At 33.5% G+C, this 16,637-nt stretch carries 14 protein-coding genes and 1 other RNA gene; 6 read left to right on the plus strand and 9 right to left on the minus strand.

Features of this window, described 5'->3' with window-relative positions; genetic code table 11:
• Window positions 1-109 precede the first annotated feature (109 nt).
• From AC1RPR_RS02600 to AC1RPR_RS02615, 4 genes are all read right to left on the minus strand, one after another.
• A complete protein-coding gene (locus AC1RPR_RS02600; protein WP_409022567.1) occupies window positions 110-1,246 on the minus strand; it encodes a THUMP domain-containing class I SAM-dependent RNA methyltransferase in 1,137 nt (378 codons plus the stop codon).
• Between the two features lie 91 nt (window positions 1,247-1,337).
• An RNA gene (gene rnpB, locus AC1RPR_RS02605) (RNase P RNA component class B) lies at window positions 1,338-1,701 on the minus strand.
• A 33-nt stretch (window positions 1,702-1,734) separates the two neighbouring features.
• Complete coding sequence (gpsB, locus tag AC1RPR_RS02610; protein WP_481761294.1) at window positions 1,735-2,076, minus strand: cell division regulator GpsB; 342 nt, start codon at window positions 2,074-2,076, stop codon at window positions 1,735-1,737.
• Between the two features lie 66 nt (window positions 2,077-2,142).
• A complete protein-coding gene (locus AC1RPR_RS02615) occupies window positions 2,143-2,709 on the minus strand; it encodes an SLOG family protein (protein WP_481761293.1) in 567 nt (188 codons plus the stop codon).
• Window positions 2,710-2,820: 111 nt separating this feature from the next.
• On the opposite strand from AC1RPR_RS02615, the gene recU reads away from it, so the two are divergent.
• Entirely contained in the window at window positions 2,821-3,426 is a 606-nt protein-coding gene (recU, locus tag AC1RPR_RS02620; protein ID WP_481761292.1) for a Holliday junction resolvase RecU, read from the plus strand.
• 35 nt (window positions 3,427-3,461) lie between these two features.
• Entirely contained in the window at window positions 3,462-5,708 is a 2,247-nt protein-coding gene (locus tag AC1RPR_RS02625) for a transglycosylase domain-containing protein (RefSeq protein ID WP_481761291.1), read from the plus strand.
• Window positions 5,709-5,768: 60 nt separating this feature from the next.
• Here AC1RPR_RS02625 and AC1RPR_RS02630 read toward each other — a convergent pair whose 3' ends face one another.
• The 4 genes from AC1RPR_RS02630 to AC1RPR_RS02645 all read right to left on the minus strand — a co-directional run bounded on the left by AC1RPR_RS02630 (window position 5,769) and on the right by AC1RPR_RS02645 (window position 11,331).
• Window positions 5,769-6,479 (minus strand): DnaD domain protein, encoded by a 711-nt coding sequence (locus AC1RPR_RS02630; protein WP_481761290.1) that lies wholly within the window; start codon window positions 6,477-6,479, stop codon window positions 5,769-5,771.
• A gap of 72 nt (window positions 6,480-6,551) precedes the next feature.
• The gene (gene asnS, locus AC1RPR_RS02635; RefSeq protein WP_409022573.1) at window positions 6,552-7,853 is read right to left on the minus strand and encodes an asparagine--tRNA ligase; all 1,302 of its coding nucleotides are present in this window, start codon (window positions 7,851-7,853) and stop codon (window positions 6,552-6,554) included.
• Window positions 7,854-7,943: 90 nt separating this feature from the next.
• Window positions 7,944-8,441: a cell wall elongation regulator TseB-like domain-containing protein gene (locus tag AC1RPR_RS02640; protein ID WP_481761289.1), complete on the minus strand. Its 498-nt coding sequence runs from the start codon at window positions 8,439-8,441 to the stop codon at window positions 7,944-7,946.
• Between the two features lie 64 nt (window positions 8,442-8,505).
• Entirely contained in the window at window positions 8,506-11,331 is a 2,826-nt protein-coding gene (locus tag AC1RPR_RS02645; protein ID WP_481761288.1) for a helicase C-terminal domain-containing protein, read from the minus strand.
• Window positions 11,332-11,515: 184 nt separating this feature from the next.
• Here AC1RPR_RS02645 and mvk point away from each other — a divergent pair, with 184 nt between their 5' ends.
• The 4 genes from mvk to fni are packed head-to-tail and all read left to right on the plus strand — an operon-like array spanning window position 11,516 to window position 15,593.
• The gene (gene mvk, locus AC1RPR_RS02650; RefSeq protein WP_481762176.1) at window positions 11,516-12,490 is read left to right on the plus strand and encodes a mevalonate kinase; all 975 of its coding nucleotides are present in this window, start codon (window positions 11,516-11,518) and stop codon (window positions 12,488-12,490) included.
• Window positions 12,480-13,445 (plus strand): diphosphomevalonate decarboxylase, encoded by a 966-nt coding sequence (mvaD, locus tag AC1RPR_RS02655; RefSeq protein WP_481761286.1) that lies wholly within the window; start codon window positions 12,480-12,482, stop codon window positions 13,443-13,445. Before mvk ends, mvaD begins: the two co-directional genes overlap by 11 nt.
• A 30-nt stretch (window positions 13,446-13,475) precedes the next feature.
• On the plus strand, window positions 13,476-14,540 hold the full coding sequence (locus AC1RPR_RS02660; RefSeq protein WP_481761406.1) for a phosphomevalonate kinase: 1,065 nt from the start codon (window positions 13,476-13,478) through the stop codon (window positions 14,538-14,540).
• 15 nt (window positions 14,541-14,555) lie between these two features.
• Window positions 14,556-15,593, plus strand: coding sequence for a type 2 isopentenyl-diphosphate Delta-isomerase (gene fni, locus AC1RPR_RS02665; RefSeq protein ID WP_481761285.1), 1,038 nt, complete (start codon window positions 14,556-14,558; stop codon window positions 15,591-15,593).
• A 63-nt stretch (window positions 15,594-15,656) separates the two neighbouring features.
• Here the strand turns inward: fni and AC1RPR_RS02670 are convergent, their stop codons facing one another.
• The gene (locus AC1RPR_RS02670) at window positions 15,657-16,631 is read right to left on the minus strand and encodes an ABC transporter permease (RefSeq protein WP_481761284.1); all 975 of its coding nucleotides are present in this window, start codon (window positions 16,629-16,631) and stop codon (window positions 15,657-15,659) included.
• Between the last annotated feature and the right edge of the window lie 6 nt (window positions 16,632-16,637).

Consider the following 16,637-nt stretch of genomic DNA (forward strand, 5'->3'; position numbering starts at 1 on the left):
TAGTATATCACTTACTATTAATAAGTAAAGAGATAACACTTATTTTTTTTATCTTAAATAAAAAAAGCTACCTAATCGTTGATTAGATAGCTTTTAAACTTATTATTTATTATGCTCTTGGTTTACGTTTACCCCAATATTGGAAATAATCCGTTCTCAATGAGCCATTATATAGCTTACGTTTTTTAGATGCTCTTGAACCATAATATTCTTCAAAAGTTAAGTCACTTGTTAAGATATATTTACTCCAAGTAGGCATTTGTTTATAAACAACACCCATCTGTTTGTATAAAACACGTACAGATTCAGTATCGCTCAATCGTTCACCGTATGGTGGGTTAGCGACTAAAACACCATTTTCTTTTTCTGTTGTAAAATCTTTTGCAGCAAGTTGCTTGAATTCAATACTATCCAAGACGCCAGCTTCAGCGGCATTCTTTTTAGCAATTTCAATCATGCCAGCATCAATATCATAACCTGCTATATCTAATACTACATCAAGATTTGCTTCACCTTTTGCTTTTTCTCTTAAACGATCAAATAGTCCTTTTTCAACAAAATCCCAATCTTCGAATACAAAATAACGACCGATACCAGGTGCAATATTATGTCCCATTAATGCAGCTTCAATTGGGATTGTTCCTGAACCACATACTGGATCAACAAAAGGTTTTTCTGGATACCAATTAGTTAACATAACTAACGCAGCTGCCATATTTTCTTTTAAAGGAGCATAACCCTTTTCAACACGATAACCACGTTTAAATAAACTGCTACCCGTTGTATCAAGTGTCAATAAGACGTTATCTTTATTAATAGCAACTTCCAATGGATATTTTGAACCCGTCTCTGGTAAGCGTGTTGTACGGTGATAGACATCACTTAATTGATCAACAATTGCTTTTTTCACGATTGCTTGGGCATCTGGAACACTATAGAGTGTTGATTTTTGAGATTTTCCTTGAACAGGGAATTCCGCATCTAATGGTAAAAACTTATCCCAAGAGATTGCTTTTGTTTGTTCAAATAAATCGTCAAAAGTCGTAGCCGTAAACTCACCAACAATGATTTTAACGCGATCTGCGGTTCTCAACCATAGGTTTGTATTAATAACATCTTCCATTGTTCCTTCGAAGCGGACACGACTATTTTCTACTTGAACATCATAACCCATATGTTTAAGTTCGTTTCCAACAATTGACTCAATACCGCTAGCTGCGGTTGCCAATAATTTAAAAGTTTCCATTTTGCACCTTCACTATAATTTAATTTTTTTAATAAAAAAACTAGGATAAAAGAAAATTCTTCATCCTAGTTCATCCTGAAATCATGTAAATTTCTATAAGCCATGTTTTGTACGTCATCCATCTCAGGCGATGAAATCAGTGGTAATCATCTATCTCCAGATATTATCTGCCCCCATGATTTGTTCATTTCCGTCATGAAGCGCCCCTACCAAAGTTTGGGTTGCCTACTCGTGGGGTTTACCGCGTTCCAGCAATACCGTTTCCAATATTGTATCGTCTCTGTGGCACTTTACAGATTACTTTGACATAGCCGAAGCCTTAGTCATTTTATCCGCCGTTACCCGAAGGTACCTTGGCTTATTTTTTCACCAAGCACGAACACTACAAGCATCTCAGCTTGTGCAAGCATGGACTTTCCTCAGCCTAACTTAATAGACCGCAATTACCCGAAATTTACACTGAATCTATATTACATCATTCAATTAATTTAAAATTGATTTCTAGAATTTTCATTCTCATCTAACTGTGCACCAAACACACGACGTTCCAAATTAGATAATCGTTTAAGAATATCCATATTTGAAGTTGTAGATGTTGTTTGGGTCGTCTGTGAACTTTTACCAACAGTAACCTGTTTTGTAAGTTCGTCGACTTGAGCAATTAAACGATCATTTTCTTCTTGAAGTTTTTTGACTTTCTTATCAAAGGTTTCATAATCTTTAATAACATCGTCAAGAAATTCGTCAACTTCTTTAGAATCATATCCACGCATTTTTGTTTCAAAATGTTTTTGTAAGATATCTTTAGGTACAAAATTAACATCCGTCATATTCGTACACCTCATCACTAATTTCTCATAAATAATGTTAATACCTGTTTATTATAGCAGAATTATTTAATAATTCAAATGATTATTTTGTTCCTCTTCCATTTCGTTTGCAATATCTTCTAATTCCATAAAATCTATCATACGTAATGCATAGTTTTTCACTTCTTTAGTTTGCTTTATTTTTAATAAATCAAATTTTGTTTTGCCTTCATTTTCTGAATCATAAAGTAATAACGCGCCATCTGTGTGTTCTATCATAAAAGTTTGATAATTTTTTAATTGCTGTGGCGACTGATAGGTATCCTTACTAACATAATCAGAAAAATCTACATCATTTAATATTTGATTTAAAACTAATTTTTTATCATCTTTCCAATTATTACCAAACTCTTTGAATGGTAGCATAACTGATACCTTGAAATCAGGATATTCATTTTGTATATCTAGGCAAATTTGTGCCGTCCATTGCTCAACACCAAGCTGAGGGCCAGTTATAACCCACTTCAATCCATTTTCTATTTCATTAATAATATTTTTTTTAATTGCGCTTTTAATGATTTTTATTTTAAGATCATTTTCATTAAAAATACCTAATTCGTATGTTCTATAACCAGTCACCCATAAACGCTTCATAATTGATTAAATATTCCTTTCTTATATTAAGAATATGTTACCAAATCCTTTAAAGCTATTAAATTATATCACTTATTGTTATAATATTTTAGATTGGAGCGTGAAATAACTGTGAGTATTAATTATCCTAATGGAAAACTTTATGAACAATCACCTTTAAATACGCAAAAAAAGTCAAATATGCTGTTGTTTGGTAAACGGGGGATGTCATTAGAGGATGATATCAACGTAAGCAACGCATTTTACCTTGCTCATAATATGGCTGTCATTCACAAAAAACCAACGCCTATTCAAATTGTAAAAGTTGATTATCCTAAACGAAGTGCAGCTGTTATTAAAGAAGCTTACTTTCAAACTGCGTCAACAACTGACTACAATGGCATATACGATGGCCACTATTTAGATTTTGAAGCTAAAGAAACTAAAAATAAAACTTCATTTCCGTTAAGTAATTTTCATGAGCACCAAATTAACCATATGAAATCATGTGTATTACAAAGAGGAATTAGTTTTGTTATAATGAAGTTCACAACCTTAGGTAAGGTCTACTTACTACCATCAAAAACGCTATTTACTTACTGGGATAAGCAGAGTGTTAATGGTCGTAAATCAATTCCATTGAAAACAGTCCAAACTGAAGGATTCGAGATACAATATACTTTAAATCCGGTCATTCCCTATTTAAAATACGTTGATAAAATGATAGAGCATCTATAATTAAGGCTTTATATAATTAAAGGAGAATTTTATTTATGGCAACAGCTGATAATAAAGGTACTACTCGTGTTGCGCGACGCGAACAAGAAATAAGCACTAACAAAAAAGGCAACAAAGGTAAAAATAGTAAAGGTAAACTTTTTAAACGTATTTTTTTGAGCTTACTTGCTCTATTCGTTATTGGCGTAATTGCTAGTATCAGTTTATTTTTCTATTACGCCAAAGATTCACCAAAAATAACATCAAGTAGTCTTGAAAGTACCCCTGCAAGTGTCATTTATGCAAAGAATGATGAAATCATCACTACCTTAGGAACTTCAAGAGTCTACGCTGAATCGTCTGACATGCCGCAACTATTAAAAGATGCCATTGTTTCAATCGAAGATAAACGTTTCTATAAACATAATGGCGTTGATCCTGTGCGAATTGTAGGTGCAGCCTTGTCAAATATCACTGGTGGATCAGCTGGTCTTCAAGGTGGTAGTACTTTAACACAACAACTTATTAAATTATCTGTCTTTTCGACAAAAGCATCTGATCAAACAATAAAACGAAAAGCGCAAGAAGCATGGCTAGCATTACAAGTAGAGCGTAAATACAGTAAATCTCAGATTTTAACGTTCTATGCTAACAAAGTCTTTATGGGAAATGGTATTTACGGGATGCAAACTGCTGCAAATTACTATTTCGGTAAAAAATTGAATAAATTAAATACAGAACAAATCGCGTTAATTGCTGGTATTCCTAATGCCCCATCTTCTTATAATCCTTACGCGCATCCAGAATACGCAAAGGAACGACGTAATGAAGTTATTGATGCAATGTTAGCAAATAACAAAATTTCGGCAAGCGAAGCAAGTACAGCTAAAGCGACACCAATTACTTCAGGCCTAAGAACATCACATTCTGCCGAAAAAGATACTTATAATGCAAAAATTTCTGATTCCTATTTAAAAGAAGTTATTCAGTCTGTTAAAGATAAAGGTTTTGATCCTTATAACAGTAGTCTTAAGATTCGTACAAACTTAGATTTGGATGCTCAGAAACGACTTTATGATATAGCTAATACAAATAACTATGTGGTCTATCCTGACAGTAAAATGCAATTAGCTGTTACCATGGTTGATTCAAAAACTGGCGCTATTTCAGCTATGATTGGTGGCCGTAAACAAACAAATGTTACTTTCGGGTATAATCGGGCTGTCGCAACTAGTCGAAGCAACGGTTCAACCATGAAACCTATTATGGATTACGGTCCTGCTATTGAATATCTAGACTACCCAACTAATCAAAAAGTTAGCGATACAAAATATTACTACCCTGATGCTACTACAAAACAATTAAATGATTTTGATAATAGCTATCTTGGAACAATGACAATGCGAAATGCTTTGATTCAATCACGTAATATCCCTGCTATTCGGACACTTGAAGCGGTTGGATTATCAAAAGCCCAAGGATTCGTCAAAAAACTTGGTGTCTCTAAGGATCAAGTTGATACTTACTCATCTGGTATCGGTGCAAACATGTCAACGACTCAAAATGCAGAAGCCTATGCAGCATTTGCAAATGGTGGAACTTATCACAAAGGGACTTATATTTCAGAAATTGAAAGAAAAGATGGTACAGTTGAAAATTATTCTAGCTCAGGTACTAGAGCAATGAAAACATCAACTGCTTATATGATTACTGATATGCTAAAAGGTGTTATTAATAGTTCTAATGGTACAGGTACGGCAGCTCAAATACCGGGTCTTTACCAAGCGGGTAAAACCGGTACTACTGATTATCCATCAAATGTTGCTTCTAAATTTCCATCTAGCGCAGTTATGGATTCATTATTTTCCGGCTATACTTCAAATTACTCAATTGCAGTTTGGACAGGTTATGATTCACCATTAGTCGCAAATAACTACTTAGATGTTAATTCTCAACATCTAGCTGTAGGTATTTATAAAAACTTAATGCAGTACGTTTCCCAATCAGTTTCAAATACGGATTGGACAAAACCTTCTGACGTTTATCTGAAAAATGGCGAATTATCATTAACAGATTCATCTACTGCAGAAACAACAACAGCAGATAGCAGTTCATATTCAGTTCCTAAGATATCAAATAGTTCTAGTTCTTCAGAAGAATCTAGTTCAAGCAGTTCTTCTAGTTCAAGTAGTTCTAGTTCTTCAGAAAGTTCTAGTTCATCTAGTAGTTCTAGCTCCGCTATTAGTTCAAGTGCTTCATCTAAAGCAGACAGCAGTAAAGCCGTTTCGTCTGCTACTCGTTAAATAAAAACCTGGCGATATTCAGTTAAAATTCTGAATATCGCCAGGTTTTTATTTATTTCATTAATTTGACCAATGATATAGGGGTATTTCCGGTTTATCATTAGATTCTTTTGTATTGTCATTATTCTTCACATTATTTGAAAAGTTCTGTTGTTGTCTTTTTTCTTTATCTTTTTTTATGTCTTGACTTGTTTTTATATGCTTCTTTTCCCAATTTAGTAAAATTCTATCCATATATTTTAAACTGTATGCCTGATTAAGGACAGCTTCTTTCAACGCCATCAAAATTAGTTCTGGAATATAGTGGTCTTGATCAATCCACATGCTAATACTTTCTAATTCCATTGGTGATAAAGGTCTTCCAAATTCAACTTCAATTTTTTCATAAACCTCTTTTCGAGAATTATTACTCTTAACAACTTCAACCTTTTCTTGTGTCCTATGACTTAAATTATTTAATTTTTCATATAACACACTAAAATCAAATTGATCGGTGCTGTACCCATTTGAATCATCAATTGTTTTGATAGAAATAACTTTTTTTTCGATTAATTTCTGCAGTAATGTATAGGTTTCCTGGGCCGTCACGCCCATTTGACTGGCAATTTGATTTGTATCTGGAAATTTATTACCTGCTTGATTAAAGCTTAATAGATGGATTAAGAAAATTAATTCATCACTTGATAATCCAATTTTTCGATAATTCCGTAAAATTAAATTAGACACATGGGTTTCCCCTGCTTCTAAAAATTGACTCATAAATGCATCCATAACGAAAATGCCTCCTTAATTAAGAAAAGAACCTTAAACAATTTCGTTTAAAGGTTCTTTTTCTCTACTTTTTTATGGGTAAATACGGTTTAATAGACGTGGGAATGGAATAGCCTCACGTATATGTTCTTCACCTGTAATCCAAGTTGTTGCGCGTTCTAATCCAAGACCAAATCCTGAATGAGGAACACTACCATATCTTCTTAAATCTAAATACCATTCGTAATCTTTTTCGTTCAATCCAGCTTTTTTAATTTGTGCTATTAAGTTATCTACATCAGTTTCACGTTCTGAACCACCAATAATTTCGCCGTAACCTTCAGGAGCTAATAAGTCAGCACAAATAACGACGTCTTCTCTCGTTGGATGTGGTTTCATGTAAAATGGTTTAATTGCTTTAGGATAGTTTAAAACGAATACTGGCATACTGAAATGTTCTGCCAAATAAGTTTCTTCAGGAGATCCAAAATCATCACCCCATTTAGTATCAGGAAATTCACCAGAATTTTGTAATAATTCGACGGCTTCATCATAAGAAATTTTAGGGAATGGTGTTTTTGTATAACTTTTTAAGACTTCTTTATCTCTTTCGAGAATATCTAAAGCATAGTCACAGTTATCTAAAACATTTTGTACTAAGAACGCAATATATTGTTCTTGTACTTCAAGACTTTGTTCTTGGTGCATAAATGCCATTTCGGGTTCAATCATCCAAAATTCAATTAAATGGCGTCTTGTCTTAGATTTTTCAGCTCTAAAAGTTGGTCCAAATGAGAATACTTTACCAAAGGCCATTGCCCCAGCTTCTTCATACAATTGACCTGATTGTGACAAATAGGCATCTTTGTCAAAATATTTAGTATGGAAAAGTTCAGTTGTACCTTCTGGTGCACTACCAGTTAAGATAGGCGCATCAATCTTTATAAAACCTTCTTTATTGAAAAATTCATATGTTGCGCGAATAATTTCATTTCTAATTTGCATAACTGCATATGGTTTCGTTGAACGTAACCATAAATGACGATGATCCATCAAAAATTCTGTTCCATGATCTTTAGGTGTAATTGGATAATCTTGACTATCACCAACTAATTCAAGTGATTTAACTTCAATTTCATAGCCAAATGGTGAGCGTTTATCTTCATGAATCTCACCAATAACGTAAAGGCTAGATTCCTGATGTAACTCTTTTGCCATTTCAAAAGTTTCTTCACTGACATTACTTTTTATCACGACACCTTGGAAAAAGGCACTTCCATCTCGTAATTGTAAAAATGCAATCTTACCACTTGATCTTTTATTAGTAAGCCAAACACCGATTTTTACTTCTTCGTCTACATGGTTTTTAGCATCAATTATACTAATTGTTTTCAATAAACTTCCTCCTCATTACGGTCCTAGTTGCTAGATCGATTTCATTCCTTTTATAATATCATTAGTCAGATATATTAGTCCATAAGACAATTATATATTTTCAACGGATTTTAAAACTTTACCATTTGAGAACTGCAGTGTTTCATAACAAAGAGCTTTTTTCTTGTTCAAATAACTCACTTCCCATGCAGGTACACCGTTGTATATACCAAGTCCGACATTCAATATTTTACTAGGTTTTTTTTCATTCCAGATATAAGTTAAAATATCATTTTTTGTCTTACCATTTGATTGTGATAAGACTTTAACTTTTCCACCTTTTTGAGCAACAATCACATAAATTCTTTTATTAGCTTTTGTTGTCCCTGCAACTGTAAAATAAGTTGCATCCCTATTATATCTATAAAATGCTGTTTCTTTATCTAGTTTTGCGTATTTTTTAGCAATTGTAACAGCTTCTTTTTCAGCTGTAGCCATCGGTGATTTTGCGCGATTATATAAAATAAAAGCACTTACCACAATAACTAATATCGTACCAAGTATCGAAAGAAAAACGATGTTTTTTGATTTTTTGGGGGATCTTCGCATGATCAATTTTTCTCCTGTCTTAGTTTTATACGGTCATATTATAACAGACATTATCTAATTCTGATTAACTATCAGAATTAGATAAAAACGTCTTTAAATCAATAATAATATCTGCCAATGGTTCATTTATAAGTTGTAATTCATCCGGCAATACTTCAATCATTTTTTTACCATAACTTTGATTTATCAATCGATTGTCCAATGCAATCATTGCCCCTTTATCGGTTGACGTCCGAATTAAGCGTCCAAACCCTTGTTTAAGCTTCATTGTTGCTCTAGGCAGTGAATACTCACTGAATACATCCCTACCTTGACCTTCAAACTCTTTTTCTTTCGCCTTTACATTTAACGACTCTGGAGACTCAAATGGTAACCGCGTCACAATTAAAAGTTCTAATCTATCATTTGGTAAGTCAACGCCTTCCCAGAAACTACCAGTACCCATTAAAATAGCGTCTTTACCTAATAAAAATCGTTTTTTTAATTTTTCAGGCCGTCCTGTAACACCCTGAACTAAAAGTTCACGATCAAGATGTAACCCTCTTTTTGTTAATAACCCATAAACATTTGCTATCGTATCAAGCGAATTAAATAAAATTAACGTTTGTTTACGTTGTGATTTTATAATCTCATAAACTGAATCAGCCAAGTAAGATTCATAAAGCTCTTTTGATGATCGAACATCAAAAGCATCACTTGCTACATACAATTTAGCTTGGTTACTATAATCAAAAGGACTCCCTAATTTTTTGATTTTGTAATTATCATCTTGTATATCTAGCTGATCAATAATGTAATCAGGATTACCTGGTAGTAACAAAGTCGCCCCAGTAAACGTCAGGTGATTAAAGTGCCGATAAATTACTTCAGAAAGAAAATGAGTTGCATCTGATAAACTAAATTCAAATTGCATTTTGTCTGTTTGTCCGTTAATCGGAAAACTTAACCAAAGCACCTTTTCATTTAGCTTGTCTTGATTTTGTTCAAATATAGTCCAGCCCTCAGTTTCTGCAAATAATTGCTTAAAAAAGTTATGAACACGATTCAAAAGCTGTTGCTCATCTTGGCCGATATTTTGTTGGCTTTTTGCAGCGATATAACGATCTCGTAAAATGGCATCATCTCTTTTTAAAACAGTTATCACTTTTAAAACAGATTCAAGCATAATTTTATTTCGATTAATCAATCCAATTAGCTCAGTTGATTTTAAAATAATTGCTTTTCCGGTCGTTTCATTTTTTGCTGCTGAATTCCTACTAATTTGTCGACCATATTCTCTTGAAAATTGTCTGATGAGTAACTCAACTGATTCCCGTAATTTCCTAATTTCTGTTAATAATTGATTGTTTTCACTAGCTGTTAAGAAATTAATTGCCATTAAGTCATTAAAAGAAAATTTTTGTGAACTTTGTATGCTAGTCAATAATGAATCACACATATTAATAATTTTCCAGAATCGAATGCGTCCTTTATTTGACTGTAGAGCAACATCAGCAAGATGCTGTGCTTCATCTACAATTAATTCAGGCGCAAGTTTTGTACGATCTGAGTTAAATAAACCAGGATGCTTCATTAAAAAAGCATGATTTGTAAAAATAATTGCTGACGATTCAACTTGTTTATATAACGTATTAATAAAGTCAACTTCAAAAAATTGATCAGTTAATACTAAACTCCCAACCCCTTGATGTTCAATTTGATTAAAAATGGGATTTTGATAACTTGAAAGTTTTAATTCATCAAGTTCACCAGTTTTAGTCATTGTCAGCCATACTAAGATACGTATTTTCATTAAAGCTATCTGTCCAGAGGTTTCTTTTTGTGTTAATTCTTTTTTAAACGCCGCTAAATTTATATAATGGTTACTGCCCTTCAAATTTACTGCAGCTGTTTGAAAAGGCAATAATTTGTTAAGTAACGGTAATGCCTGATTCATCAACTGGGTTTGAAGTAATGTTGTCGCACTACTAATCACAATTTGTTTGCGATTTTGAGCATGATAAGCTGCTGGAATTAAATAACCTAATGTTTTACCGATTCCTGTAGGAGCCTCAATAATTAATGTTCGATTTCCACTTTTTAAATGTTCAGAAATAAGGTCCATCATCTTTGCTTGTTCAGGTCGCCAACTTAATTGTTTTTCAAATATTTTTTTCTTATCTACTTCTGCTTCAGGATAAACATAATTCGTTAAATTAAATGTATCTTGTTTCCTACGTTGAAGGACAATCCCTCCAACAATGTATAGATGATCTGGTAGTCTTTCCTGTCTTCTATTTTTATCACTGTACGCATCAGAAAATAATTCATTTGTATTTCTTAATAAAAATGAACTTAAACGATTTATTTCAAATAAGGTTTCTCTTGGAATCGTTTCTAGTCGAGTTAATAAGAAGATAAATAACTCAGCTGTCACATGGGCATCACTATCGGCATGATGCGGATTTTCGTGAGTCAGATTCAAATATCGACTCAGATCTTTTAATTTAAAACTGGGTGCTGTTGGCAATAAGATTTGACTAAGCTGTACAGTATCGACACCTTTTATTGATAATGCAGGATAGCCAACTCTTTCTAACTCACTATTGATAAATGGCAAATCAAAGTTAATATTATGCGCAACAAAAACTGTATCTTGGAGAATCGCGTAAATCGTTGCGGCGACGTCTTCAAAATAGGCAGCCTTTCTGATTTGACGGTTTGTAATCCCTGTTAATTCTGTAATAACTTTCGGAATTGCCATACCAGGATTAATATCAAACGAGAAAGAATTTATTATTTGATTTTTTTGAACTAAAACGCAACCAAATTGGATCATTCGATCGCCACTTTTAAGATTTGTTCCCGTCGTTTCAATATCCACTACAGCATAAATCGTATTTTTATTCATTGAAGTTTATCACCAGTCTTTTTAAGTTAACGCATTTATGTTTATTTTACCATATTGATTAAAGAATCATATGCCAAAAACTAAATCATTATAAATTCTCAAAGTTCATCCAGTCCATTATAGCTATAACGACAATTTTAAGGTATGATAATGGAAGTAAATTCATCTAGAGAGGACTCTTTTTTTGAACAATTTGTCAGATAATACAGAAGCAAAATTTCTTGGTACTAGCCATGCTAAAATTATATTAATCGGCGAACACTCTGTTGTTTATAGCCAACCCGCTATTGCCCTCCCTTTACCAAATGTTAAAATATCAGTTTTAACGGAAGCAATGGCAGATAAACAATGGATCACAAGTCGTTTTTATAGTGGTGAACTGAAAAATGTTCCCATGAATATGCGTGGCATTAAGCAAGTTATCCAGTACATTTTAAAATCATTGAATAAACGACATCAATCATTTAAATTAACGATTGAAAGTGACATCCCATCTGAACGAGGGATGGGTTCTTCCGCTGCCACAGTTATTGCCATAATTCGAAGTTTGTACGCTTTTTTTGATACGAAAATCGAACGCGATGAACTTCTACTTATTGCCAATATCGCTGAAACAACCACACATGGTTCTCCAAGTGGTATCGATGCCGCAACAACCAGTAGCCGCGATCCCATTTGGTTCATTAAGCACCAAGAGGCTTACCCTGTCCCATTAAACATAGAGGCAACCTTAGTGATTGCTGATACGGGAATCAAGGGCCAAACGGGTTTAACTGTTGGTCAAGTTCGTGATCGCGTCTTATCAAGTCCTGACGTTACTGAAAAAATAATTTCCGAACTTGGTCAATTAACAAGTATGGCTAAGGCACAAATTGCGACAGATGATGCTATAAGTTTAGGACACACATTATCTAGGGCTCATCATTTACTAAAATCTTTAGGTGTTAGTCATCCCAAATTAGATGCACTTGTCAAAACAAGTCTAGAAAATGGCGCTTTAGGTGCCAAACTTACCGGTGGTGGTGGCGGTGGCTGTATGATAGCCCTAGTTAAAACACCCGAAGAAGCTTTAAATCTAAGCCATCTCTTAAATCGTAATGGTGCCATTGCAACTTGGATTCAACCCCTTAAAAAGGAGTCACAACATATTGAAAAATAAAATTTCAGCTCGCGCCCATACTAATATTGCACTCATTAAATACTGGGGTAAACAAAATAAAGATTTAATTATTCCTTACAACAATAGCCTATCCTTAACGTTAGATCATTTTTATACCGATACTACGGTAACTTTTGACGATACGCTAACTGAAGATACCTTCTTTCTAAATTCTAAACAAAAAAAGGATAACAAAGTATCAGCCTTTTTAGATATTGTTCGTAATCAAGCACAAAAAAATATTTACGCTAAAGTAGAATCAATAAATCACGTTCCAACTTCAGCAGGACTTGCGTCATCAGCGAGCGCATATGCTGCACTTGCGCTTGCTGCTAGTCAAGCAATTGGTTTAAATTTAAATAAACGCGATTTATCACGATTAGCACGTCGTGGTTCTGGTTCAGCTAGTCGCTCTATTTTTGGTGGCCTAGTTGAATGGGAAAAAGGTCACAATGATGAAGACTCCTTTGCTATACCGATTGAAGAAACGATTGATTGGGATCTTCAAATGATTGCTATTATGATTAATAGTCATGAAAAAGCGATTGATTCTCGTTCTGGAATGCAACATTCCGTGGACACATCACCTTTCTACAATGAATGGGTTAAATCTTCTGAACGTGATTTAATTGATATGAAAAAGGCTATTATAGAGAAAAACCTCGAAAAAGTTGGTCAAATTGCTGAAAATAATGCAATGAAAATGCACGCAACAACTTTAAGCGCTAATCCCAGCTTTACTTATTTTAATCCTGACAGCATACGTGCTATGGATGCTATTCGTGACTTGCGTCAAGAAGGTATTACCTGTTACTTCACAATGGATGCTGGTCCAAATGTTAAAATAATTTGTTCCAAAACTGAAACACCTTATATTTTAAATAAATTAAGTCCACTTTTTGGTGCAAAAAATCTTTTGGTTGCCAAGCCTGGACCTGGAGCGACACTTATTTAGTGTTATCCATATTGAAAGGAATTGAGCTATTTGATCACCGCTAAAGCACCAGGAAAACTTTATATTGCAGGAGAATACGCAATTGTTGAACCTGGATCACCAGCAATTATTGTTGCTATTGATCAGTTTGTAACTGTAACAATTAAAAAGAGTAAAGAAACAGGTAGTATTTCATCTAAACAATACCAAGAAAATTCTTTATCTTGGTATCGTCAAGGGACAAAAATTATTTTTGATAATCGAGATAACCCCTTTCACTACATATTATCGGCGATTCATTTAACCGAATTATATGCACAATCCATCGGAAAACAGATGGTTAATTATCATGTCAATATTGATAGTGATTTAGATAGTACTGATGGTAAAAAATATGGTTTGGGCAGTTCTGCTGCGGTTACCGTAGCAACCGTTCGTGCCGTTTCACAATTTTATAATTTAAAATTAACGGATAACGCTCTATTTAAATTATCAGCAATGGCTCACCTAGATGTTCAAGGAAATGGTTCACTCGGAGATATTGCCGCTAGTGTTTATGGCGGATGGATTGCTTATTATTCATTTGATCGAGAATGGTTAAAAATTATGAGACAAGGTACGCCACTAACCGAACTTTTATCTATGGATTGGCCTATGCTTTCTGTCCAACGCCTACCGCAACCTAAAGATTTAGAATTATTAATCGGTTGGACTGGCTCTCCAGCTTCAACTTCCATTTTTGTTGATAAGATGGCCCTTTTTAAAGCAAAACAAAAAAAGACTTACTCTGAATTTTTAGAAGATTCAAAAAAATGTGTCACTGCAATGATTGATGGCTTTAAATTAAACAATTCCATCATTATTCAACAAGAAATTACAAATAATCGAATGATTTTACAACAATTAGCCGATGCTAGTCAGGTAATAATTGAAACCGAATCATTAACTTCCCTTTGTAATTTATCAGAATCCCAACATGCTGCCGCAAAAACATCAGGTGCTGGCGGTGGTGATTGCGGTATTGCATTAGCAACCTCTGAAACAAATCGTACTGAATTATTTAAAGATTGGGCACAAAATGATATTCAACCTTTGGATATCAAAGTGACCTTATAGGATAAGGAGTTTTTTATGATTAAAGACGATAATTTAATTCAAAGTCACAGAAAAGATGAACACGTATTTATCGCCGAAAAATTATTCAATACGGAATCAAAAAATCAATTGAATGAGATCAAGCTTATTCCTTCAAATTTACCTGAACTTTCTATTAATGATATTCAATCTAGCGTTGAGCTTCCAAATTTCTCGTTTCAATCGCCCTTTTATATTAATGCTATGACTGGTGGCAGTGAACAAACGGGTATTTTAAATCAACAATTAGCCGAAGTTGCAGCTATCACAAATACACCAATCGCGACAGGTTCTCAAAGTATCGCCTTAAAAGACCCTTCTAAGGCTCATACATTTAAAATACTTCGTGAAAAGAATCCAAATGGTCTCATTTTTTCTAATTTAAGCGCCAATGCAACACTAGATCAGTCAAAAAGAGCCGTTGATATGATTGAAGCAAACGCCCTACAAATTCATATTAATGCCGCTCAAGAAATTATTATGCCAGAAGGTGAACGTGAGTTTTATTGGTTGAAGAATATTGAAACAATCGTAAATAAGCTTGAAGTACCCATTATTGTTAAAGAAGTTGGTTTTGGGATGTCTCATAAAACGGTTCAACAATTAGCTGATATTGGTGTACGTTATGTTGATATTTCTGGTCGTGGCGGCACAAATTTTGCCATGATTGAAAACGAACGTAGACATGCTAAAGATTTCTCCTTTCTAGAGGATTGGGGCTTAACTACAGCTGAAAGTCTCATTGATACAAAATCTCTGCAAACAGGCTTAACAATTTTTGCCTCTGGTGGTATTCGTACCCCATTAGATATTGTTAAATGTCTCGCTTTAGGCGCTAAAAGTGTTGGTATCTCTGGTGCATTCTTACACATTCTCAATAAACAAGGTCAAGATGCGCTAACAAATACCATATCAGATTATCAATCAAAAATTAACATGCTTATGCTGTTACTTGGCACCAAAAATTTAAGTGATTTAACAAAAATTAGAATGATTTTATCACCTGAGTTACAAAATTTTAAAAATCAAATATAATCATGTTTACATAAAAAACGCCAAATCAGTTAGATAATGAATCTAACTGATTTGGCGTTTTTATTAATTATTACGTTTATTAACTCTTCTACGGATAACAAAGTAGAAAACAACGGAAGCAACGATAAATAGAGTACCTTCGAACTCATACAGAGCTATCATATTTGTTTTAATCGAAAATTGTGACTGACCAATCGCAGTTCCTATTAAGCCACCAACTAAGAATGATCCCATGTAAATTAGCAAGTTATTCCAAATAATAACTTTTTTTGATTGTTTGATAAATTTCTGATTACGAATTTGTTTACTAACACCAACAATCCAAATATAAGTTGCGACCATAACACTAGCAATAACAGCCATTAAGCCCACCGCTTGTTGCCAATGTCGACTAATCCATGAGTTATTAGTTAAAATTAAATTATCATTAACCTGTTTGGAAACTGTTGTATTAGTTAATTCGGTCGTTAACACATTCTTAGTCACGACATGCTTTGAATCAAGAATAATATTTGTATTATTTGCCTTCAATTTACTTATGTCTGCAGTTGACATTGCAATAAAAATTTGATTATCCAACTCAGAATTGTATTTATCACCCATAATACCGATGACAGAAACGTATTGCCCATTTAATTTATAATACTGCTGATGAAATGGCGAGTATAATTTTTTTTCAATATTTCGACCAACTACTGCTACCGGAACTTCAGATAAAAAATCATTATTTGAGAAAAAAGTTCCAGAAACCATTGGTGGCTTATCATAACTACCCTTCGCATAAAAATAAGAAATATTTTTTTTGTTTTTTACTTGATAATGAATTTGAAAATCAGAAATTTTTTCTGATTTTGCTAACGTTGTATTATATTTATCTAAATTTTGTTCTTTTGTTTTAAGAACATATGCATTTTTAGATAGATTATGATTATCTAATTTTGTGATTAAATCTTTTTCCTGCATCTTAAAAAATAAAAATGTGGTAAAGAATGTAAGTAGTAAGATAGCTACTATAAATATGTATCTTCTTCGCATCATCAATTT

This window comes from Dellaglioa sp. CoH-57-MRSF-22 (assembly GCF_056781895.1).

Bases quoted from the DNA above. Each gene is read 5' to 3' on its own strand.
- fni (WP_481761285.1), top strand. From the start codon at position 14,556: ATGATTAAAGACGATAATTTAATTCAAAGTCACAGAAAAGATGAACAC.
- AC1RPR_RS02645 (WP_481761288.1), bottom strand. From the start codon at position 11,331: ATGAATAAAAATACGATTTATGCTGTAGTGGATATTGAAACGACGGGA.
- gpsB (WP_481761294.1), bottom strand. From the start codon at position 2,076: ATGACGGATGTTAATTTTGTACCTAAAGATATCTTACAAAAACATTTT.
- AC1RPR_RS02670 (WP_481761284.1), bottom strand. From the start codon at position 16,631: ATGATGCGAAGAAGATACATATTTATAGTAGCTATCTTACTACTTACA.
- AC1RPR_RS02625 (WP_481761291.1), top strand. From the start codon at position 3,462: ATGGCAACAGCTGATAATAAAGGTACTACTCGTGTTGCGCGACGCGAA.
- AC1RPR_RS02615 (WP_481761293.1), bottom strand. From the start codon at position 2,709: ATGAAGCGTTTATGGGTGACTGGTTATAGAACATACGAATTAGGTATT.
- AC1RPR_RS02600 (WP_409022567.1), bottom strand. From the start codon at position 1,246: ATGGAAACTTTTAAATTATTGGCAACCGCAGCTAGCGGTATTGAGTCA.
- AC1RPR_RS02630 (WP_481761290.1), bottom strand. From the start codon at position 6,479: ATGGATGCATTTATGAGTCAATTTTTAGAAGCAGGGGAAACCCATGTG.
- AC1RPR_RS02640 (WP_481761289.1), bottom strand. From the start codon at position 8,441: ATGCGAAGATCCCCCAAAAAATCAAAAAACATCGTTTTTCTTTCGATA.